17 protein-coding genes and 1 pseudogene are annotated in these 20564 nt (G+C 70.4%); 5 read left to right on the forward strand and 13 right to left on the reverse strand.

Annotation, left to right across the window (positions count from 1 at the left end; genetic code table 11):
• Positions 1-8: 8 nt before the first annotated feature.
• The 3 genes and pseudogenes from AB0H32_RS03805 to AB0H32_RS03815 all read right to left on the reverse strand — a co-directional run bounded on the left by AB0H32_RS03805 (position 9) and on the right by AB0H32_RS03815 (position 1925).
• Positions 9-407 carry a VOC family protein gene (locus AB0H32_RS03805; RefSeq protein WP_361113979.1) on the reverse strand — a complete coding sequence of 133 codons (399 nt, stop codon included), beginning with the start codon at positions 405-407 and terminating at the stop codon, positions 9-11.
• Between the two features lie 475 nt (positions 408-882).
• Positions 883-1570, reverse strand: a pseudogene (locus tag AB0H32_RS03810) (site-specific integrase); the annotation flags it as partial.
• Positions 1571-1658: 88 nt separating this feature from the next.
• Positions 1659-1925 (reverse strand): hypothetical protein, encoded by a 267-nt coding sequence (locus AB0H32_RS03815; protein ID WP_361113687.1) that lies wholly within the window; start codon positions 1923-1925, stop codon positions 1659-1661.
• 605 nt (positions 1926-2530) lie between these two features.
• Here AB0H32_RS03815 and AB0H32_RS03820 point away from each other — a divergent pair.
• Together AB0H32_RS03820 and AB0H32_RS03825 are read left to right on the forward strand one after the other, a co-directional pair.
• A complete protein-coding gene (locus AB0H32_RS03820; RefSeq protein WP_361113982.1) occupies positions 2531-2863 on the forward strand; it encodes a DUF6083 domain-containing protein in 333 nt (110 codons plus the stop codon).
• Positions 2864-3403: 540 nt separating this feature from the next.
• Positions 3404-3709: a hypothetical protein gene (locus AB0H32_RS03825; RefSeq protein ID WP_361113690.1), complete on the forward strand. Its 306-nt coding sequence runs from the start codon at positions 3404-3406 to the stop codon at positions 3707-3709.
• Positions 3710-3970: 261 nt separating this feature from the next.
• Here AB0H32_RS03825 and AB0H32_RS03830 read toward each other — a convergent pair whose 3' ends face one another.
• The 6 genes from AB0H32_RS03830 to AB0H32_RS03855 all read right to left on the reverse strand — a co-directional run bounded on the left by AB0H32_RS03830 (position 3971) and on the right by AB0H32_RS03855 (position 10802).
• Positions 3971-4504: a hypothetical protein gene (locus AB0H32_RS03830; RefSeq protein WP_361113693.1), complete on the reverse strand. Its 534-nt coding sequence runs from the start codon at positions 4502-4504 to the stop codon at positions 3971-3973.
• Positions 4505-4762: 258 nt separating this feature from the next.
• Positions 4763-6016 (reverse strand): styrene monooxygenase/indole monooxygenase family protein, encoded by a 1254-nt coding sequence (locus AB0H32_RS03835; RefSeq protein ID WP_361113696.1) that lies wholly within the window; start codon positions 6014-6016, stop codon positions 4763-4765.
• A 29-nt stretch (positions 6017-6045) separates the two neighbouring features.
• Positions 6046-6693: an ATP/GTP-binding protein gene (locus AB0H32_RS03840; protein ID WP_361113699.1), complete on the reverse strand. Its 648-nt coding sequence runs from the start codon at positions 6691-6693 to the stop codon at positions 6046-6048.
• Complete coding sequence (locus tag AB0H32_RS03845) at positions 6674-7105, reverse strand: DUF742 domain-containing protein (protein ID WP_361113702.1); 432 nt, start codon at positions 7103-7105, stop codon at positions 6674-6676. Before AB0H32_RS03845 ends, AB0H32_RS03840 begins: the two co-directional genes overlap by 20 nt.
• Positions 7102-7599: a roadblock/LC7 domain-containing protein gene (locus AB0H32_RS03850; protein ID WP_361113705.1), complete on the reverse strand. Its 498-nt coding sequence runs from the start codon at positions 7597-7599 to the stop codon at positions 7102-7104. The genes AB0H32_RS03845 and AB0H32_RS03850 overlap by 4 nt, the downstream gene beginning before the upstream one ends.
• Positions 7596-10802, reverse strand: a complete 3207-nt coding sequence (locus tag AB0H32_RS03855; RefSeq protein ID WP_361113708.1) for a nitrate- and nitrite sensing domain-containing protein — start codon at positions 10800-10802, stop codon at positions 7596-7598. The genes AB0H32_RS03850 and AB0H32_RS03855 overlap by 4 nt, the downstream gene beginning before the upstream one ends.
• A 385-nt stretch (positions 10803-11187) precedes the next feature.
• On the opposite strand from AB0H32_RS03855, the gene AB0H32_RS03860 reads away from it, so the two are divergent.
• Positions 11188-11976 carry a hypothetical protein gene (locus AB0H32_RS03860; protein ID WP_361113710.1) on the forward strand — a complete coding sequence of 263 codons (789 nt, stop codon included), beginning with the start codon at positions 11188-11190 and terminating at the stop codon, positions 11974-11976.
• Positions 11977-12013: 37 nt separating this feature from the next.
• Here AB0H32_RS03860 and AB0H32_RS03865 read toward each other — a convergent pair whose 3' ends face one another.
• Positions 12014-12505 carry a MarR family transcriptional regulator gene (locus tag AB0H32_RS03865; RefSeq protein WP_361113713.1) on the reverse strand — a complete coding sequence of 164 codons (492 nt, stop codon included), beginning with the start codon at positions 12503-12505 and terminating at the stop codon, positions 12014-12016.
• 229 nt (positions 12506-12734) lie between these two features.
• Here AB0H32_RS03865 and AB0H32_RS03870 point away from each other — a divergent pair, with 229 nt between their 5' ends.
• Together AB0H32_RS03870 and AB0H32_RS03875 are read left to right on the forward strand one after the other, a co-directional pair.
• Entirely contained in the window at positions 12735-13559 is an 825-nt protein-coding gene (locus tag AB0H32_RS03870) for a lysozyme (protein ID WP_361113716.1), read from the forward strand.
• A gap of 143 nt (positions 13560-13702) precedes the next feature.
• Positions 13703-16114, forward strand: a complete 2412-nt coding sequence (locus AB0H32_RS03875) for a SpoIIE family protein phosphatase (protein WP_361113719.1) — start codon at positions 13703-13705, stop codon at positions 16112-16114.
• A 290-nt stretch (positions 16115-16404) separates the two neighbouring features.
• Here the strand turns inward: AB0H32_RS03875 and AB0H32_RS03880 are convergent, their stop codons facing one another.
• The 3 genes from AB0H32_RS03880 to lon all read right to left on the reverse strand — a co-directional run bounded on the left by AB0H32_RS03880 (position 16405) and on the right by lon (position 20513).
• Positions 16405-16779 (reverse strand): hypothetical protein, encoded by a 375-nt coding sequence (locus AB0H32_RS03880; protein WP_361113722.1) that lies wholly within the window; start codon positions 16777-16779, stop codon positions 16405-16407.
• 194 nt (positions 16780-16973) lie between these two features.
• Positions 16974-17963, reverse strand: coding sequence for a serine/threonine-protein kinase (locus AB0H32_RS03885; RefSeq protein WP_361113725.1), 990 nt, complete (start codon positions 17961-17963; stop codon positions 16974-16976).
• A gap of 129 nt (positions 17964-18092) precedes the next feature.
• Complete coding sequence (gene lon / locus AB0H32_RS03890) at positions 18093-20513, reverse strand: endopeptidase La (protein ID WP_361113728.1); 2421 nt, start codon at positions 20511-20513, stop codon at positions 18093-18095.
• Positions 20514-20564 lie beyond the last annotated feature (51 nt).

Raw genomic sequence — 20564 nt, forward strand, 5'->3', positions numbered from 1 at the left:
AGCGCCCGTCAGGCTGGTTCGGAGGGGGTGACGGCAACGAGTTCGACCTCGAAGCCGTCGGTGTTCTCCAGGTAGGCGGCGTAGGTCTGTTCGCCGCCGGCGTGCGGGTGGCGGTCGGGGAACATCAGGCTCCAGCCGTGTCGCGGTCCCTCGGAGACCAGCGCCTCCACGGTGCGGGCGTCCTCGACATGGAACGCCAGATGGTTCAGCCCGGGCCGGCACCGGTCGTGCTCACCCGCGGTGAGGGCCGGGGACTGCTCGAAGACCAGGTAGGTCGCCCCGAGCCGCCAGCTGCGCCCGTTGCTCCAGCTCTGGAACGGCGTGTATCCCAGCGCCTCCAGCAGCCAGCCGAAGGAGACGGCGGCCCGGCCGAGGTCGGGCACCCAGATCTCGACGTGGTGCAGCATCCCGCCGCTCGGCCGGATCACGCCGCCACCGCCGGGGACATCCTGGAACGCAGGCAACTCGCCCTCGTCATCATCGATCCTCCCCGTGGGACCGGCCCAGGACGCGCGCATCGGACCCACCGACGCGCGCTGTCCCTCTCGGCATCCGCTGTCCGCAAACGTCCGGCACGCGCCGCAGAGCTGCCACAGCGCTCACCGACAGGCTCCCCCGGCTCGGTCAACGACCTGTGGCTCACCCGGCGGCCCGTGGAGCCGGCCGCACCAGGGACCCCGCAGGACCTCACGTGAACCGTCTGTCGACAACGACGGCCCGACCGCAGGTCAGAGGCTCGTCAGGCGCCGGCGACCGAGGCCAGGCAGGCGCCCGTCTTCTCCGGCTCGGAGAAGCAGTCCCACGGCACCGCACGGCTTCTACTACCAGCTGATCCTACCGAACTGGGCTCCCTGTACGGGGCCGTGGACCGTCTGTGGGCCGTCAGACAGAACGTTGAGCCGTGACGTAGCCCGTCGCGATCGCCGTACGGGTCCGCTCCTGGCTGCTCGGCATGAGGTGAGCGTAGATCCGTAGCGTCAAGGCAGCGTTGCTGTGCCCGAGATACTCGCTGACTGCCTTGATGCTCTCCCCGCCATCCAGGAGCGCGGACGCGTAGAAGTGCCTCAGTGCATGCATGCCGTGCTCACGAGCCGCCGGGTCACCGTCGGCCCCTCAGGCGTTCTCCAGGGCAACGTGATCTCAACCGGGGGCACTGCTTCATGTGGGCCCTGAGCACGTCGGCCACGGGGCCGGGAAGCGGTACATCCCTGGTCTTGCCGCCCTTGGGCAACGCGAACACGGGCTTGCTGCGGCCGAGTTTGAGCTGTTGAACCACGTGCAGCGTGTCGGAGTCGAAATCGGCCGAACCGACGGCGGTACCCAGGATCTCCCCCTGGCGCACGCCGCAGCCCGCTCCCAGGTCGACCATGGCCCGGTACCGTTCCGGCATCGTTGCCCGTACGGCGAATGCCCGCTCTGCCGACCAGGGCACCACGCGCTTGGGGTCGAGCGCCGGCGGCTTCACGGATCGCGCGGAGACCGGGTTACGGCTCAGGCATCCGTCGTCAACGGCAGCTCTCAGAGCCGCTCGTACGTTCGCGTAGATGATCCGACCGTACGAGCCGGGGAGAGTGGTGGGTCGAGGTGGTACGTCGGTGCGGGGGCACGATGGGCTTGACGCGCCCATCAAAGTTCCAGCTCATCGACGCGTGACTCCGTCACTGGCCCATTTGCTCCCTTTCAAGAGTTCGAGTCCTCCAGTAGGCCATGGCCTCTGCGCCGAAGCCAGCCACGACGAACAGGCATCCCAGCCAGAAGAGCGACGCGACCTGCCGCTCCACGCCGCCAAGCAGCATCACCACCATGCCGAGGACAGGAAGGAAGACCGCGCCAGCCCTCCACCACCGGCCCTTGCGAGCCTGAACAACCGCGGAGGCCAACCCGAGCACGAAGACCAGCGCCATCACTGCCGTTGCTATCCACATGACCGCAGTCTGCCGTGCCCTTCTGCCACATACCCGCCACGGCCTCGATCGGCAGTGGGCTGGGCCGCCTGCGGGGCCTCCGACGCCGGTCAGCAGTTCACAATCGTCTTCAGGGGAACGATGACGAGTGGGCTGACCGCGACGGGTCGAGCTGTCAAGAGGGGCTTGGCAGGGTGACACCCACGGCTGACACCAACAGACGCGAACAGCAGCGGTCAGCGCCGAACCTCAGCGGACCGTCGGCCCAGAATTCCAGCCGGTTGACCGATGCCGCCGACTCCTCGTGATCGACCTGATGGAGATGGGGCCAGACTGCAATGCCAGCGTGGCGTCGTCGCCAGTCGATGAACGGCGCCACGCCGACTTGCCGCAGTCACTGAGGCTCCGCCGGCCACGCGAGTGCGTGACCGTTGAACGAGACCAAATCGCGACCTACTGGGATCCAGTCGGAATCAACCACACTTGGAAACATGGGGGATTTATCCGATCAAGACCAGTTCGCATGTGACCGCTGCGGTGACGCAAGCCCTACCGTTCGCGAGCGAGGGCGAATCGACCTCATGGCGAGGTACTGCGAGAAGTGCTGGAACATCCTCGCCAACGAGATGGCCGAGGCCGACGGGGCCACAGCCGCCCCCAGGCCCGACCCCGACCCCGACGACGTGACATGGATCGAGTCACCGGTTTGCCAGGAATGCGGCACTTCGATTCGCGTGTACCCCACCAACTACGACCGATGGGTCAGCCTCGCCATGGTGGAACTGCCCGCCAAGGACGTCCCAGAGGCCTTCAGGTGGCGCTTGACGAGACTCCCGACCCGATCTGCCACCCCCGCCGACATCGTGGCCGTACGGGTTCGCGGAATCGATCCATTGCCGAGCGAACCCGTGGTGCCGGCTCACAGCATGATGTGCGTCCCCGAGTGGGGTGAGCCGTAGGTCACGCAACAGCGACCGACGAGCATGCACCGCGCCTCCCACGTGCCCGATGGGGCGGCGAGCGGCGGGGAGTAGCGGGGAACACCGGAGTGCGACCCGAGAATCCGCAAGTCAGCGAATTGACAGCTCAGACCGGATCCGCCTACGCGATCTTCCAAGCTCGGGCTCCAGTGTTCAGGAAGCCCGCTTGACTGAGCCATTCAGGCTCCGCTGACCTCACAGTGCGTCTGCCGAGTGCAGTTGAATACCTCACCAGTGGGGCGCGGACCAAGGTTTGGGGTTGTTCGCATCGTCGCAGACTCCACAGAAAACATGACAGCGCATGCGGAACATCTACTGCACTGCCCATTTGCGCCATTGAGAGCTCCATGATGTGCTGGGAGAGAAGCCCCCTTGGAGCCGATACCGTTGCACCGTCAACAAGAGCTGCACGAATGAACTGGCTCCGGGGAATTGCTGGACCCAATCCCAGAACCTGGATGCGATCGGATTGAGGTCCAATACTCGCCCAGTTCGCAACCAATGAAACCGCAAACCGCCATGAAGATCTCCCCAAGCATCAGTCGAACAATGCGGGTTACCGTCGTTTTCGTCCTGGCAAGTGCGGGCATGGCCGGCCTCGCTGCTCCCTCCAGCGCTGCGGCGTCAGCCATGATGTCGACGACTGCCGCTACGCTTGCGCCGACGCTGTACTGCACCTCCGATGCCGACTTCGGGCTCCCGGTCCGCTACCTGTACTGCGACAACGGCGTTACCTACGACGCCCGGACCGGACAGGCAGTCAACAGTTCCGGCCGCATATCCCAAGAACAACTCCAGGCCATTTTGAATGCCATCGGCTCTTGAACCACAGACCTCCAGGGCTGGCGGGGTGGCAAGAGGGGGCACTCCTGGTGCCCGTAGTTCACATAGAAGGGGCTAAACGGCGGGAAGCACCAGCGGCCCCCGGACTACCCCCCAGGGGCCGTCGAAAAGTGCTCGCCGACGACCAACGCTGACAAGCATCGACAGCTAAACCGCCGGTCGCGGCGTTGATCGATTGCACGGCTGTAGGTCAGAGACCCAGCCCTTCACTCCTTCGGCCGCCCGTCCAGCCATCGGAATCAATCACAGCCGCAGACTACCGAAGGTGGGCGACGGTATTTCTCCACTCAACACACCTAGATCGCAACGAGCCTTCGCATAGAAAACGTTCCGCAATCGCACACTCTCCTTATAGGCCGCAACGAAAGTGGCAGAATCTACGCCTTGCCTCCGAGTGAGCATCTCCAGTCTCCACACGGACTCATGCCATGTGCGAGCCGCCGATATCGTTGCCGGTTCACCTAACAGCAGGACCGTCTCCCATTTAGCGGCACGCTCGTTCTCTATTTCAGCAAGCGCGATCACGCCAGCTTCAGGATCAATGGGTTGGCCTGCCGGCACAAGATTCCTGCCGGCTGCGATCCGATAGCACACCCGCACACTCAGCTTCACAGCATTGGCATATTCACTGTAAGCAGTAAGGCGCTTCTCATCCCACCGAGTGGACTGAGACCTCTTCCATTTGGATCGCTCGGTCATGGTCGCCGCTCCGTAGGAAGCAACGACGCCAGCGAGTACGCCGATGATTGTCAAGACTTGCTGCAGTACAGCATTCACCTTGAACAGTCTCCCCCTCACGAGCCGTCCCCGGCAGATTCCTTGTCACGCTGACGTGACACGAAACGCTCCGGGGGGTGTGACAAGGCAGCCGGGCTGCATACAGGCAGAGACCCGACCGCTCGGCTGTTGCGCGCGTACGCCGTCGCTGGAGGCGACCCCGGCAGCACACCGGGGCCGTCTCTGGGCAGTCCGAGGGCGACCGACATCAACCAGCAACGACAGGTAACGGCGGTCGGATTGCTGGTCAGCAGCCCGTCACGCTCCGGCGACCGAGGCCAGATAAGCGCCCGTCTTCTCCGGCTCGTAGAAGAAGTTCTCGAAGTCGGCCGGATCGTTGAATGCATTGGCGAAACGATCAGCCACCGGCGGCAGCTGACCGGCCGCGCCGAGGAGGTTGAGGACGTGCTCCGGCGGCGGCGCCAGCATCGCGTTGGTCCACTTGGTCACATGCGACGCAGTCGCCCAGTACCGGTCGAACGTACTCTGCATCCACTCCTCGTCGAACGGCTTGTCCTCCCGTTCCAGGATCGAGGCGAGGTAGGCCGCCGCGCACTTGGACGCGGAGTTGGAGCCCTGCCCGGTGATCGGGTCGTTGGCCACGACCACGTCGGCCACGCCGAGGACCAGTCCGCCGGAGGGCAGCCGGCCGATGGGGTTGCGCACGGTCGGGGCGTAGCGGCCCGCCAACGTGCCCCCGGCGTCGGTCAATTCGGCCTTCGTGGCCCGCGCGTACTCCCACGGAACGAACGTCTCCATGAGTTCCAGGGTCAGGGAGAGGTGCTCCGCCGGGTCCTTGACGCCGTTGAAGACATCGAGCGGGCCGCCGGGTATGCCCTCCCAGAACAGGATGTCGGCGCGGCCGGAGGTGGTGAGCGTCGGCATGATGAACATCTCCCCGACACCGGGGACCACGTTGCAGCGGACCGCGTCGAACTCCGGGTGCTCGGGGCGCGGGCCGAGCCCGTGGACGTACGACACCGCGAGGGCGCGCTGCGGCTCGTTGTACGGGGAACGCTCCGGGTCGCGGCCGAACATCGACACCAGTTCGCCCTTTCCGGCCGCGACCAGGACGAGGTCGTAGGTCCGGGAGAAGTAGTCGAGGTCGCCGACCGCCGCGCCGTGGATGACCAGCTGGCCGCCGCGCTGGGCGAACGTCTCCATCCAGCCGGCCATCTTCACGCGCTGGTCGACCGACTGCGCGTGCCCGTCGAGCCGGCCCACCCAGTCGATCGCGCGCTGCGAGGGGCCCGGGTCGAAGGAGCCGGGGGCGGCGACCGAGACACCGAGTCCTTCGATCTTCGGGGCCTGGGACTCCCAGAAGTTCAGCTGGAGATCGCGTTCGTGCTGCAGGGCCGTGTCGAACATGCACTGCGTCGACATGACCCGGCCGACGCGGATCTCGTCCGCGGTCCGGTTCGACATCAGGGTGACCTCGTAGCCGTGGGACTGCAGACCGAGGGCGAGCTGGAGTCCGGACTGGCCGGCTCCGACGACGAGTATCTTCCGCATGCGGGTGGTTCTCCTACGGGGGCTGGGGACTACTCGGGGGTTTCGTCCAGCGCGTGGCCCACCAGGGCCAGGAGGGTCTCGATCACCGAGATCCGGCGCCGCGCGTCCATGATCATGACAGGGATGTGCGCGGGGATCGTCAGTGCCTCGCGCACGTCCTCCGGCTCGAACAGCTCGCTGTCGTCGAAGTGGTTGACCGCGACGACGTACGGCAGCCCGCAGCTCTCGAAGTAGTCCAGTGCCGGGAAGCAGTCCTTCAGGCGGCGGGTGTCGGCCAGCACGACGGCGCCGATCGCGCCGCGCACCAGGTCGTCCCACATGAACCAGAACCGCTGCTGGCCGGGCGTGCCGAACAGGTAGAGCACCAGGTCGTCGTCGAGCGTGATGCGGCCGTAGTCCATGGCGACCGTGGTGGTCAGCTTGCCCGGCGTGGCGGAGAGGTCGTCGGTGCCCTCGCTCGCCTCGGTCATCAGCGCCTCGGTCTGCAGCGGCGTGATCTCCGAGACGGTGGTGACCAGAGTGGTCTTGCCGACGCCGAAGCCGCCCGCGACCACGATCTTCGTGGCGACGGGGGCCCGGTTACGGTCCCTCTGCCAGGCCTTCAGGTCCTCGTCGGGCTCGGCGAAACCGGCGACGAGGGGGCTGACGCCGGTGGCGTCAGAGACGGCGGAGTCCACTCAGCACCCTTTCCAGCAGAACGCGGTCCGGGCGGCCGGTGCCGTGACCGGTTCCGGTGCCGTACACACGGATCTTTCCCTGGTCCGCAAGGTCGCTGAGCAGGACACGGACCACGCCGAGCGGCATTCTCAGCAGCGCGGCTATCTCGGCCACCGTGCGCATACGGCGGCACAGTTCGACGATGGCCCGCATCTCCGGCATGACCCGGGAGAGCGGCGCACTTGTCAGTTCCTTGCGTGCCCCGGGTGCTTGGAGGGCGGCGGTGCCCGCCGTGCTTCCCACGAACGTCTCCACGAGGAGGACGTGCCCGAAGCGGGTACGGCCGCCGGTGAGCGAGTAGGGACGGACGCGGGCCGGCTTGCGGTCGCCGCCGCGCACAGGGAGCCGGTGCCTCCTGGCCGGGCCGCTCATCGGGGGCTCCCGGTCGACTCGGCCTCCATGGATTTCCGCAGCTCGCTGCGGAGTTCCGGGGTCAGGACGTGACCGGCACGGCCCACGAAGAGAGCCATGTGGTAGGCCACCACGCTCATGTCGCACTCCGCGGAGCCGTGCACGCCGAGCAGCGAGCCGTCGCTGATCGACATCACGAAGAGGCTGCCCTCGTCCATCGCGATCATCGTGTGCCTGACCCCGCCGAAGTCCATCAGCCGGGCGGCGCCGACGGTGAGGCTGCCGAGACCGGAGACGATGGTGGCGAGGTCGGCGGAGGAACCCCGGGGGCCCCTGGCCGGCCGCTTCTGCCTGGCCTCTGCCGTCCGCGCGGGGTCGGAGGAGAGCAGGAGCAAGCCGTCCGAGGAGACGACTGCGACGGACTGGATCCCGGGTACTTCCTCGACCAGGTTGGTCAGAAGCCAGTGCAGGTTGCGGGCTTCACTGCTCAGGCCGTAGGTACTGGGCGCGGTCAACTGCTTGCCTCCTCGGCTGTTCCCCCCGTGGCTTGTTCGGTGCGTGTTGCGATCTCTGCCTCTACGTCCCGGTGGCCGGCCTGTGCTCCTTGGCGGAAGCCGCCGAGCCTGCGGCGGAGGGCTTCGGCGTCCACCGAGCGGGCCCGCTGGCGCGGGGGCTGGGTGGGGCTGGTGAGTTTCGGGGTGCGCTTGGGGAGGCCCTTGCTGGTGACCGCCTCGGCTTCGCCGTCGGCGTGGTCGTGCCCACCCGCACCACCGGTGCGGCTCTCGTCGTCGGGTGCGGGTGGCCCCAGCGGGGCGTCCTCGCCATCGGCGGCCGCGGGATCCGTTGCGATCTCCGGGAGCAGCAGCTCCATCGTCGTCTCGGCGAAGGTCTCCAGCGGCTCCTTCGGCCGGGCCGGCGACTCCGCGAGGCCCGGCTCGGGAGCCTCGGCCCGCATGTGCGTCTCACCGATGCCGGAATCCGGGTCGGCGGAGCGCGCCTCGGCGTCCTCGGCGTCCGACTCGGCGACCCGCGCCTGGACGTCCGGCCCGGTTGCGCGTGCCTGGGCGTCCGGCTCGGTGGTCCCGGTCTCCGGGCCGACGGCATCCCCCGCGGCGCGCGCCTCGGCACTCGCGGCCTCCGGGGCGGAGGCATCCGCCTGCGCGTACAGCCCGCCGTCGCCGGACTCCGGAACGGCCGCACCCGCCTCCGCGAGCAACCCGTCGTCCCCGAGCTCCGGGACGGAGGCTTCCGCCTGCGCATGCAACGCGCCGTCGCCGGACTCCGGGACGGCCGCACCCGCCTCGGCGAGCAACCCGCCCACCCCGAACTCCGGGGCAGGGGCATCCGCCTGCGCGAGCAACCCGTCGTCCCCGGACTCAGGTTCGGCTGTCCCCGCCTCCGTCTGCTCTGCGACGTTCCCGGGATCCTGCTGTGCGGCCGCGGCCGTGGTCCCGGCCGCCTCCGGGGTGGTCTGCTCCGCCTCGCGGGCCGCCCTCTCCGCCAGGGCCACCAGCGGGTCCGGGTGCTTCGGGCGGGAGCGCAGGACGTTGGAGTTGGCCTCGGCGTCGGCGCCCGGGAGGGAGACGGTCTGGGTGGTGTCGGAGAGGAGGGCGGTCTGCGGGGTCGCTGCGGACGGGGCCTCGGTGAGGAGGGGCTGGGGAAGGACGACGACCGCGGCCACCCCGCCCTGCTTCTGCTCGCGCAGCTGGACGCGGACGCCGTGGCGGTGGGCGAGTCGGGCCACGACGTACAGACCGAGGCCCAGGCCGTCCTCGCCCTCCTGGTCGTAGGGCGAGTCGGGGTCGAACTCGGCCAGGCGGGAGTTGAGGCGGTCCAGGCGGTCCGCCGCCATGCCGATGCCCTCGTCCTGGACCGACAGCATCACCTCACCGCTCTCCAGCAGCCAGCCGGAGACCTCCACGGGCAGGTCCGGCGGGGAGAACGAGGTGGCGTTCTCCATGAGTTCGGCAAGGAGGTGGGAGAGGTCGTCGGCCGCGAAGCCCGCCACGTGGGCGTGCGGGGGCAGGGCGGCGATGCGGACGCGCTCGTAGCGCTCGATCTCGCTGACCGCCGCGCGGACCACGTCGACCAGCGGGACCGGGCCGTGGTGCTGCTGCACGTGCTCGGTGCCGGAGAGGACCAGGAGGTTCTCGCTGTGGCGGCGCATGACCGTGGCGAAGTGGTCGAGCTTGAAGAGGGTGGCGAGGCGCTCGGGGTCGTGTTCGCGCTCCTCCAGGCCCTCGATGACGGCCAGCTGGCGCTCGACCAGGCCCAGGGTGCGCAGGGCGAGGTTGACGAACGTACCGCCGATGCTGGTGCGCAGCCGCTCCAGCTGGGCGGCCGACTCGTTGAGTTCGGCGTGCAGTTCCTCACGGGCGTCGGCCATCTTCTGCCGCTGGCCGACCAGGTGCTTGCGGTCGGTCTCCAGGGTGGTCACGCGCTCGTGCAGGGCGACGGCGTGCGTGTGCAGGGCGTTGACCGAGCGGACGACCTGGGCGAACTCGTCGTTGCGGCCGGTGAAGGCGATCGGCTCCTGGGCCGTCGGGTCCTCGGCCCCGGCCAGGCGGGCCGAGCCGCGGCGCAGGACCGACAGCGGGCGGGTGAGGGTGCGGGCCATGGCGCCGGCGATGCCGACGGCGACCAGCATCAGGGCGCCGAGGACGGCGACCCGGATCTCCAGGGCGGTGACGTCGTCGTCCCGGAGCCCCTCGAGGTCCTTGGTGCGGTGGTCGTAGAGGGCCGACTCGGCGCCCCGCATGAGGTCCACACGGGCGGACAGGGCCGCGTCCAGCTTCTTGGTGCCGGGGGTCGTCTCGGTGTCGGAGAGCGAGGGCTGGTCGGTGAGGGCCGCGAGGTACTTCTCGGCGGAGTTGACCTCGGGTCCGGTGACCGTGGAGTCGTAGGAGTCGACGGCCGCCTTGGGCGCGGTCTCGCGGAAGTCGGCGAGGGCCGCGTCGGCGCGCAGGCGGGCCTGCTGGGCGGCGGCGGTGAGCGCGTCGCGCTGCTTGCGCTCGGCCTCGCTCGGGGCGGTGGTCGTGGTGGCCAGGCCGGTGACGGGGTTGATCACCGTCCGGGTGGTGGCCGGGATGTTGAGCGCGGCCAGCAGCAGGCCGCGGGCGGCGGCGGACTGCTGGACGGCGGAGTCCAGTTCGGCGAGCGCGTGCGCGCCGGAGCCGGCCCGCGGGGGCATCTGCTCGGCCAGGTCCTCGGCGAGCCGGTGCAGCTCGGCGATCGTGGCGGAGTAGGCCTGGTGGGTCTGGAGCGCGCTCGACTTGCCGGTGAGGGCGGCGCGGCGCAGGGCCGCGATGCCGGCCAGTTCGGAGCGCAGGGAGGCCGGGGCGTCGGCGTCGGCGCTCAGGTCCTCCACCTGACGGTCGACGCGGGCGCTGCGCTGCTCGGAGGGAGCCTTGGACCTGGGCCGGCCCGCGGCGACGTAGGAGGTGACCTCGTCGCGTTCGTCGGCCAGCGAGTGGGCGAGCGCGAGTGCGTCCTGGGTGCGGGTGGCCAGCGTCACCAGGTCCTGCGAGTCACTGAGGTCCTGGGAGGCGGTGAGCAGCGCGGGGGCCCCGGCTCCGGCGATGGCGGCGGCCACCACGGCCACGGCGACGATCAGCCGGGTGCGCACATGGGTGGGGCGGCCGGTGCCCACGGGGGTCTGCTCGGCGACCCCCTCGGGGGCCGTCTGCCTGCCTGTGCGCCGAGGCCGCTTCTTCTGCACCGGTGCTCGCAATCCTGAACTCGTCTACCCAAGGGCCCGGGTGGCGCCCCGTGGTCTTGGTGCCAAGTGGTGCGTACACCCGTGTTCGTACGGTTCCCGACCCTCCCAGCGCCGGTGGGCAGTGGTCGCGCATCACCTGACCCGCCACCCGAAGGAGTGAACATCGGAGGAGAGTTGGCGGGCAAGTTCCTCTGGCCCGTGCAGTGGTCTTGTTCAGCGGGCCGGTTGGACGCGGGCGGCAGGCTTTGGCAGTATTCGCCACCACGCCTTTCCGGAGCTCCCCATTTACCCCCAAACCAGGCGCCTGACCTGGGTGAGCGTGCCCGTTCGACGGCGGTTGCCAGCCTTTGGCGAAGCCTGTGAAGGGGTCGTGCAGACTGGCCGGATGCGCACTGATCTCGTTTCGGAACCCGGTGACACGACCCGCCCCAACGAGGACTTCGCCGGCGTCGGACTACCCGCCTCCGGTCAGGGAGGTTGCGTGATCTTGCTGGACGGGGTGACGCCTCCTCGGGACGGGACGGGGTGTCTGCATTCCGTTCCGTGGTTCACGGCGCGGCTCGGCGGCGCGCTGACCGAACTGACCCTTTCCGGCCGAGATCTGACGCTCCCGGAGATTCTCTCGCGGGCGATCGGCCGAACCGCCGAAGCGCATGCTCAAACCTGTGAGCTTTCTCACCCGCGAACCCCTCAGGCGACCGTCGTCGTGACCCGCTGGTCCGCCGACACCCTGGAGTACCTGGTCCTGTCCGACTCGGTGCTGCTCCTGCAGTCCCCCGACGGCACGGTCAGGGAGGTCCTGGACGACCGTCTCGCCCGGCTGCCCCGCTCCGCCCTGGCCAGCGACGCCCTGATCGACGCCCGGTTGCGCAACAAGGAGGGCGGGTTCTTCACGGCCGCCGCGGACCCCGCGGTCGCCTCCCGCGCGGTGAGCGGCACCGTGGCCCGGCGCGAGGTGCGGGCCCTGGCCGCGCTGACGGACGGGGCGGCCCGCTGGACGGAGAAGTTCCACGAGGGCGACTGGACGGCCCTGTTCGGCCTGGTCGCCAAGGAGGGCGCCCACTGCCTGGTCGACCGGGTCCGTGAGCTGGAAGTGGCGGACCTCGACGAGCGGGCGTTCCTGGGGCGCAGCAAGACGCACGACGACGCGACGGTGGTGTACGTGGAGTTGTGAGGCCGCCGGGAGGCCGGCCTGCTCCCCCGGCTGTTTCCTACTTCTCCATGACCCGGTTCAACTGGTTCAGCAGCCGGGCCAGTTCGGACACCTCGCGGCGGTCCCAGTGGGCGAGCTGGCGGACGTAGCGGGCGCGGCGGGCCTCGCGGACCGTGCCGACGCGGCGGCGGCCCTCCTCGGTGAGGGTGACCAGCCAGGCGCGGCCGTCGGCCGGGTCGGGCGTGCGGGCGATCAGGCCCAGCTCCTCCAGGGCGCGCAGCTGGCGGGACATCGTGGCCTTGCCGACGCCGATGTAGGCGGCGAGTTCGGTGGCGCGCTGGCCGCCGAGTTCGTCGAGGCGGATGAGCAGGCCGTACGCGGCGGACTCCAGGTCGGGGTGGACCTCGCGGGCCATCTCGCCCTGGCTGGCCCGGGCGCGCCTGAGCAACACGCTCAACTCGCGCTCCAGGGCCAGGAATTCCTGGTCTGCACCACTCGGTGTCACCTGGCCGGCGGCGTGATGTCCGCCGTCGTTCTCGTCCTCGTGCACGTCAGCACCCCTGATCGGTTTCGCCGTCCTGAAAGTTTCCGTCAAACGACGTCATTGCCGCAGCTCCGTAAGTATTTCGCAGGCGTAGACCAACGGCAGCCTCCGGACCCCCTTCCCACGCCGTCATCTACGTGCGTAGCTTCTTTATCAGGCAATTAATGGCATGCGCACGTCCAGTACGTCTGCGGTCGCTCCACGGTTCCCCCCACCCCACTCCCGGAGGCACGCCATGCCCGTGCACAGACCCGGCTCCATCCGCCCGCGTCCCCTCGCCGTCCTCGTCACGGCCCTGCTCGCGGCGCTCTCCCTCACCCTCCCCCTCACCACCGCCCAGGCCGCGACCACCCCCACCCGCGGCTCCGCCCACATGGGCATGGGCGTCCTCGCCCACGACGGCCGAAGCGGCACCCCCACCACCGGTGACGTCACCCAGACCGAGGGCGTCGACGTCGCCGGCTACCAGGGCAACGTCGCCTGGAGCACCCTGTGGAGCAGCGGCGTCCGCTGGGCCTACACCAAGGCCACGGAAGGCACGTACTACACGAACCCGTACTTCGCCCAGCAGTACAACGGCTCCTACAACGTCGGCATGATCCGCGGCGCCTACCACTTCGCGACCCCGGACACCACGAGCGGCGCGACCCAGGCCAACTACTTCGTCGACCACGGCGGCGGCTGGTCCCGGGACGGCAAGACCCTGCCCGGTGCGCTCGACATCGAGTGGAACCCGTACGGCGCCGCCTGCTACGGCAAGTCCGCCAGTGCCATGGTCGGCTGGATCGCCGACTTCCTGAACACCTACAAGGCGCGAACGGGCCGGGACGCCGTCATCTACACCGCCACCAGCTGGTGGACCCAGTGCACCGGCAACTACGGCGGTTTCGCCGGCAACAACCCGCTGTGGATCGCCCGCTACGCCTCCGACCCCGGGACCCTGCCCGCGGGATGGTCGTACTACACGATGTGGCAGTACACGTCCTCCGGCCCGACCGTCGGGGACCACGACAAGTTCAACGGGGCACTGGACCGGGTACAGGCGCTCGCCAACGGCTGACCACGGCTGTCCGTGTGCGGGCGGCCGTCCTGAGCGGGCGGCCGTCCTGAGCGGGCGGCCGTCCTGAGCGGGCGGCCGTCCTGTGCGGGCGGCCGTCGTCGTGGTGCGGATGCCTGCGTTGGTGCTCCGCGCCGCCCAGGATCATGCTGGTCAGGGAGAGCCTGCCGAGCAAGGGCGAGATGGCGATGGAGCGACACTCGACGTACACGGCCACGGCCACCATCGACGAGCAGGGCATCCTGACCGGCTGGAGCGAAGGCGCCCAGTGGCTGCTCGGCTACGAGGCCCCGCAGGTCGTCGGTCGGCCCGCCGCCGCCCTGCTCGCCGCCGACGTCGGCGCGGCCCGGCGGATGCTGGCCGGGCGGGACCGGTGGAACGGCACGGTGCCGGTGCGGGACCGGGACGGCCGGCGCCTCGAGCTGGGGCTGCTCGCCCACCGCCGGACACCGGACACCGGAACGACCGACTGGCTCGTGGTGACCGCCGTCGCGGACCGGCCGCAGCCGCCCCGGGGCGAACCGCTGGAGGAATGGGCGTTCCTCCAGTCCCCCTTCCCGCTCGCCGTCTTCGACACCGAGCTGCGTCTGATGCGCGCCAACCGCCGGCTCGAGCGCGCGCTCTCCCTGCCCGAGGCGGCGATGCGCGGGCTGCGCCTGCCGCACATCGCGCCCGGCTCCGCGAGCGACGAGGCCGACCGGATGATGCGCGAGGTGCTGGAGACCGGCGAAACGCGGGAGGCCGAGGCCCGCCTGGGCCCGGACCTCGGCCCGCCTGCCGTCATCACCCCGCTCAAGGACGGCACCGGCACCGTGCGCGCCGTGTGTCTCGCCGCGCACCGACGCGTCCAGGACTCCCCCGCCGGGCAGCGCCCGCCGGACGAGACCGACTCGCGTGCCGGCCCGGCCTCCGGCCTCGCGCGGGCCGCACAGGAGCTCGCCGAGGCAGCGGTCCCCCGGCTCGCCGACTTCGTCGCCGTGGATCTGCTCGACTCTCCCCGGACCGCGGCCGGTCCGCCCGACGCGTACGACGGCGCGGCGAGCCCGGTCGTCCTGCGCCGCTCGGCGCTGCGGACCGCCCCGGACGGCGACGGCTCCCCGCCCGGGGCCCAGGTGGGCGAGGCGACCGCCTACGAGCCGGGTTCACCGCCCGCCGACTGCCTGATCTCGGGCCAGTCCGTCCTCTACGACATCACGGACCCCGTGGTCGCGGGGTGGGCGGCCGTGGACCCGGCCGCGGCCTGGCTGCACGCGTACGGCACGCACTCGCTGATGGTGGTGCCGATCCTCGCCGAGGGCAGCACGCTCGGGGTCGCGCTGTTCGGCCGTCACCGGCGCCCGGAACCGTTCGGTCCGGAGGATCTCCGGCGCGCCGAGGACCTCACGGCCACGGCGGCCGCCGGCCTGCACAGCGCCCGCCGGTACTCCCGGGCCCGCACCACCACCATGGCGCTGCAGCGCAGCCTGCTGCCGCACACCCTGCCCGAACAGGACGCGCTGGAGATCGCCACCCGCTATGTGCCCGCCGCCACCCGGGCCGGCGTGGGCGGCGACTGGTTCGACGTGATCCCGCTGTCCGGCGCGCGGGTCGCCCTGGTCGTCGGTGACGTCGTCGGCCACGGCATCCGCGCCTCCGCCACCATGGGCCGGCTGCGTACGGCGGTGCGCACGCTGGCCGACGTCGACCTGCCCGCCGACGAGCTGCTCACCCACCTCGACGACCTCGTGCTGCGGCTGGCAGCGGACGAGGGCAGCGCGGACCCCTCCGCCGAGACCGCCGGCGGCATCGGCACCACCTGTCTGTACGCCGTCTACGACCCGGTCTCGCGCCGGTGCACGCTCGCCCGGGCCGGTCATCCGCCGCCCGCCGTGGTCAGCCCGGACGGCGCCGTCCGCTTTCTCGACGTGCCGGCGGGACCGCCCCTGGGGCTCGGCGGGCTGCCCTTCGAGGCATACGAGACCGAACTGCCCGAGGGTTCCCTGCTCGCCCTCTACACCGACGGACTGCTCGAAGCCCGCGACCACGACATCGACGAGGCCCTGGACAAGCTGTTCGCCGCGCTCGGCCGCCCCGCACCGACCCTGGACTCGGTCTGCGACCGGGTCCTCACCGAGCTGCTGAGCCACCGCCCCGACGACGACATCGCCCTGCTGGTCGCCCGCACCCGGGCGCTGCACGCCGACCGGGTCGCCGTGTGGGAGCTGGACAGCGAGCCCACCGTGGTGGCCCGGGCGCGCAAGCACACGGGCGACCAGCTGTCCGCGTGGGGACTGGAGGAGGCCGCGTTCGCCACCGAGCTGATGGTCAGCGAGCTGGTCACCAACGCCATCCGCTACGGCCGGCCGCCCATCCGGCTGCGCCTCATCCACCAGGACTCCACCCTGATCTGCGAGGTCTACGACTCCAGCGGCACCACCCCGCACATGCGGCGGGCCCGGATCTTCGACGAGGGGGGCCGGGGCCTGCTGCTCGTCGCCCAGCTCGCCGAACGCTGGGGCACCCGGCACGACCGGGTCGGCAAGACCGTGTGGGCCGAGCAGTCGGTGCCCGTGGGCTGACTCCTTCCGTCTTCAGATGTCTGTGCCTTTGTCTGTGCCTTTGTCTGTGCCCTTGTATGTGCCTTTGGATGTGCAGCTCACTTGACGACCACGTCTCCGGAGCCGTGCGGACCGGGGTGGTGCCCGTGTCCTCGTGGTCCTCCTTCTTGTGGTGGTCGGCGTGACGCCGGTCGTTCTCGTGCATCTGGACCTGGCCGTGGGCCGCCGCGGCGAGGCTGTTCGTGCGGGTGTCGTCGTTCATGGGAATTCTTTCCTTTGCGGGAAAATCAAATGTGCGGAGCGGACGCATTTCAGTCGTCGTCGAAGAGCACGGACCAGTCGCCCTTGAGAAAGGCCTTTTCCCAGACCTCGATCTCGTACTTCGGCAGCTTGTACTTCCCGGCGATCTGCGCCTCGGTCACGCCGCGGTTCAGCAGGACCGTCACCACGCGGGCCTTGTCCGCCACGGTGAGGTTCTCCCCGAGCTTGTCCGGCAGGTCGCCGTGTCGGGTGCACTCGTGCGTACCGGGCTTGCCGCAGTCCGCGGCGGCGACGGCGGTGGGGGCGACGGCGGTGACGGAGGGCTGATGGCCCGGCAGGGCACGAGCGGCGCCTTCGGCGCCGGCGGCAACGGCCACGGCAGCCACTGCCAGGGCGATCGCACGGAGCCGGAGTTTCCTGATCATGAGGGTTCCCCACGATGGGACACAGCGTCCTCACGGCTCTCGTTGCTGTACTTCACGACTTTCTCCTACCTGATGTCCGGGGCCTTTCGCTTTCCGGTATTTCCGGTGCGGCCCGTGCTTCAAGTAGGCCGGAGCGCCATGACGTGGTCACGTTCCGGGGATTCGGGACTTGACGAGGAGAAATACGCCCGGTATTACGCCGGTCCCCTGAGGACCGGGCCGGCCCAGGCGGGCGGGTCGGGCACGGGATGGGCGGCGGGGAGGTTGCCGGCCGGGAGAGGGTCCACCAGCGTCGGCGTACGGTCGCGCGGCGCGGGCTGCCCGGCCATCGCGGTACGCAGGGCCGCGACGAACTCCAGGCAGGAGTCGTACCGGTCGTCCGGCTGCTTCGCCAGCGCCTTCTTCAGGACCTCGTCGGCGGCCGCCGGAAGACCGGGCCGCTCGTCGCTCAGCGCGGGCGGCGGGTCGTACTGGTGCGCCCAGAGCAGTTCGAGGTCGTCCTCGCGGCGGAAGGGCGGGACGCCCGTGAGGGTCTCGTAGACGACACAGGCCAGGCTGTAGAGATCCGACCTGCCGTCCACGGGGCGGCCCGCGACGCGCTCCGGCGCCACGTAGTCGAGGGTGCCGACGAACTCGCCCGCGGTGGTGAACCCGGTGAGCGACAGGGACTTCTTCGCCAGCCCGAAGTCGGTGAGGTAGACGTGCTCGGGGTGGTCGCTGTCCACGCCCTTGGCGACCAGGACGTTGCCGGGCTTGACGTCCCGGTGCACCAGATCGTGCTCGTGGGCGGCGTCGAGCGCGGACGCCAGCTGGCCGGCGATGCGCAGCGCGGCCGGCGCAGGGAGCGGACCCTCCCGGTCGAGCAGGGCGCGCAGGTCCTGCCCGGTGACGTAGCACATGGCGATGTACAGGACGCCCTCGGTCTCGCCGGCCTCGAAGACGGGCACGATGTGCGGGTGCTCGATCGCGGCGGCCACCCGGGACTCCTGGGCGAAGCGGCGGCGGAAGGCGTCGTTGCGGGTGTACTCGGGGGCGAGCAGTTTGAGGGCGACGGTGCGGCCGAGGCGCAGGTCCCTGGCGCAGTAGACGACGGCCATGCCGCCGCGGCCCAGCTCGCGCTCCACCCGGTAGCCGGCGATCTCCGTCCCGATCAGGGCGGAGGGTTGCCCCACTGGCCCACTCACGCCTGAATTCTATCCAGTTGATCCCTCTGCGCGCCCTGCGCACGGCAGGGCGAAGGCCCGGTCTCCCTCCCGGGAGCCGGGCCTTCTCCTGTCCGGAGCCCGCGGGCGGGGCCCGCCATGGACACTGCGTCACGCCGCCACCGGAACCTCCGGCTGCGCGCCGTTCGTGGCGGGCGCGAGCGCCAGCTCCAGGACCTGGCGGACGTCGGTCACGGCGTGGACGTCGAGCTTGTCCAGCACCTCGGCCGGGACGTCGTCCAGGTCGGGTTCGTTGCGCTTGGGGATGATCACGGTGCTCACCCCGGCGCGGTGGGCGGCGAGCAGCTTCTGCTTCACGCCGCCGATCGGCAGGACGCGGCCGGTCAGCGAGACCTCGCCGGTCATCGCCACGTCCGTGCGGACCAGGCGGCCGGAGAGAAGGGACGCGAGGGCCGTGGTCATCGTGATGCCCGCGCTCGGTCCGTCCTTGGGGACCGCGCCCGCCGGGAAGTGGATGTGCACGCCCCGGTCCTTCAGGTCGGCCACCGGCAGCTCCAGTTCGGCGCCGTGGCTGCGCAGGAAACTCAGCGCGATCTGCGCGGACTCCTTCATCACGTCGCCCAGCTGACCGGTCAGGGTCAGGCCCGCCGCGCCCGTCTCCGGGTCGGCGAGGGACGCCTCGACGAAGAGCACGTCACCGCCGGCTCCGGTCACCGCGAGGCCGGTCGCCACGCCCGGCACGGACGTACGGCGCTCGGCCGGGTCCTGGGCGGACTCGGGCACGTGGTGCGGGCGCCCGATCAGCGCGCGCAGGTCCTCGTCCCGGACGGTGAACGGCAGCTCCCGCTCGCCGAGTTCGTGCTGGGCCGCGACCTTGCGCAGCAGCCGCGCGATGGACCGCTCCAGGGTGCGCACGCCCGCCTCGCGGGTGTACGCGCCGGCGAGCCTGCGCAGCGCGCCCTCGTCGATCGTGACCTCGTCCTCGGCCAGCCCTGCCCGCTCCAGCTGGCGCGGCAGCAGGTGGTCCCGGGCGATGACGACCTTCTCGTCCTCGGTGTAGCCGTACAGGCGGACGATCTCCATGCGGTCGGCCAGCGCCTCCGGGATGGCCTCCAGGACGTTGGCGGTGGCGAGGAAGACCACGTCGGACAGGTCCAGCTCCACCTCCAGGTAGTGGTCCCGGAAGGTGTGGTTCTGCGCGGGGTCGAGGACCTCCAGCAGCGCCGCGGCCGGGTCGCCGCGGAAGTCGGACCCCACCTTGTCGATCTCGTCGAGGAGCACGACCGGGTTCATGGACCCGGCCTCCTTGACCGCGCGGACGATCCGTCCGGGCAGCGCACCCACGTAGGTACGCCGGTGGCCGCGGATCTCGGCCTCGTCCCGGACACCGCCGAGGGCGACCCGGACGAACTTGCGTCCCATGGCGTGGGCGACGCTCTCGCCCAGGCTGGTCTTTCCGACGCCGGGCGGTCCGACCAGAGCCAGCACGGCACCGCCGCGCCGCCCGCCGATCACACCCAGCCCGCGGTCGCTGCGCCGCTTGCGCACGGCCAGGTACTCGGTGATGCGTTCCTTGACGTCCTGCAGGCCCGCGTGCTCGGCGTCCAGGATCGCCTTGGCGCCCTGGATGTCGTACGCGTCCTCCGTCCGCTCGTTCCACGGCATCTCCAGGACCGTGTCCAGCCAGGTCCTGATCCAGGAGCCCTCGGGCGACTGGTCGGAGGCCCGCTCCAGCTTGTCGACCTCCTTGAGAGCGGCTTCGCGGACCTTCTCCGGCAGGTCGGCGGCCTCGACGCGGGCGCGGTAGTCGTCGGACTCCTCGCCGTCCTGCTCGCCGTTCAGCTCGCGCAGTTCCTTGCGGACCGCCTCCAGCTGGCGGCGCAGCAGGAACTCGCGCTGCTGCTTGTCGACGCCTTCCTGGACGTCCTTGGCGATGGTCTCGGCCACGTCCTGCTCGGCGAGGTGGTCGCGCAGCTGCTGGGTGGCGAGCTTGAGGCGGTCGACCGGGTCGGCGGTCTCCAGGAGCTCGACCTTCTGCTCGATGGTGAGGAAGGGCGAGTAGCCGGAGTTGTCGGCGAGCGCGGAGACGTCGTCGATGGCCTGGACGCGGTCGACGACCTGCCAGGCGCCGCGCTTCTTCAGCCAGTCGGTGGCGAGGGCCTTGTACTCCTTGACGAGTTCGGCGACCTGTCCGGGCACGGGTTCCGGCACGGTCTCCTCGATCCGTGCGCCCTCCACCCACAGGGCCGCGCCCGGCCCCGTCGTACCGGCGCCGATCCGCACCCGGCCGCGGCCGCGGATCAGGGCCCCCGGGTCGCCGTCGGCCAGCCGGCCGACCTGCTCGACCGTGCCGAGCACGCCGGTCTTGGCGTAGGTGCCGTCGATGCGCGGCACCAGCAGCACCTGGGGCTTGCCGGGCTCCGAACGGGCGGCGGCCTGCGCGGCCTCCACCGCGGCGCGCACCTCGGTGGCACTCAGGTCCAGCGGAACCACCATCCCGGGCAGCACGACCTCGTCGTCGAGCGGCAGCACGGGCAGCATGAGCGTGAACGCCGTGGACTCAGCAGCCATGATCTCCCCTTAGGCAGTCAACTTGAGTTACGTCGACTCAATGCGCGGCGC

This window comes from Streptomyces sp. NPDC020362 (assembly GCF_040642095.1).
Classification (GTDB): domain Bacteria; phylum Actinomycetota; class Actinomycetes; order Streptomycetales; family Streptomycetaceae; genus Streptomyces.

Excerpts from the sequence above, each read along its gene's own strand:
- AB0H32_RS03805 (WP_361113979.1), bottom strand. The coding sequence starts at position 407 with ATGCTGCACCACGTCGAGATCTGGGTGCCCGACCTCGGCCGGGCCGCC.
- AB0H32_RS03815 (WP_361113687.1), bottom strand. The coding sequence starts at position 1,925 with ATGTGGATAGCAACGGCAGTGATGGCGCTGGTCTTCGTGCTCGGGTTG.
- AB0H32_RS03820 (WP_361113982.1), top strand. The coding sequence starts at position 2,531 with ATGGCCGAGGCCGACGGGGCCACAGCCGCCCCCAGGCCCGACCCCGAC.
- AB0H32_RS03825 (WP_361113690.1), top strand. The coding sequence starts at position 3,404 with ATGAAGATCTCCCCAAGCATCAGTCGAACAATGCGGGTTACCGTCGTT.
- AB0H32_RS03835 (WP_361113696.1), bottom strand. The coding sequence starts at position 6,016 with ATGCGGAAGATACTCGTCGTCGGAGCCGGCCAGTCCGGACTCCAGCTC.
- AB0H32_RS03845 (WP_361113702.1), bottom strand. The coding sequence starts at position 7,105 with ATGAGCGGCCCGGCCAGGAGGCACCGGCTCCCTGTGCGCGGCGGCGAC.
- AB0H32_RS03860 (WP_361113710.1), top strand. The coding sequence starts at position 11,188 with ATGCGCACTGATCTCGTTTCGGAACCCGGTGACACGACCCGCCCCAAC.
- AB0H32_RS03870 (WP_361113716.1), top strand. The coding sequence starts at position 12,735 with ATGCCCGTGCACAGACCCGGCTCCATCCGCCCGCGTCCCCTCGCCGTC.
- AB0H32_RS03875 (WP_361113719.1), top strand. The coding sequence starts at position 13,703 with ATGCTGGTCAGGGAGAGCCTGCCGAGCAAGGGCGAGATGGCGATGGAG.
- AB0H32_RS03880 (WP_361113722.1), bottom strand. The coding sequence starts at position 16,779 with ATGATCAGGAAACTCCGGCTCCGTGCGATCGCCCTGGCAGTGGCTGCC.
- lon (WP_361113728.1), bottom strand. The coding sequence starts at position 20,513 with ATGGCTGCTGAGTCCACGGCGTTCACGCTCATGCTGCCCGTGCTGCCG.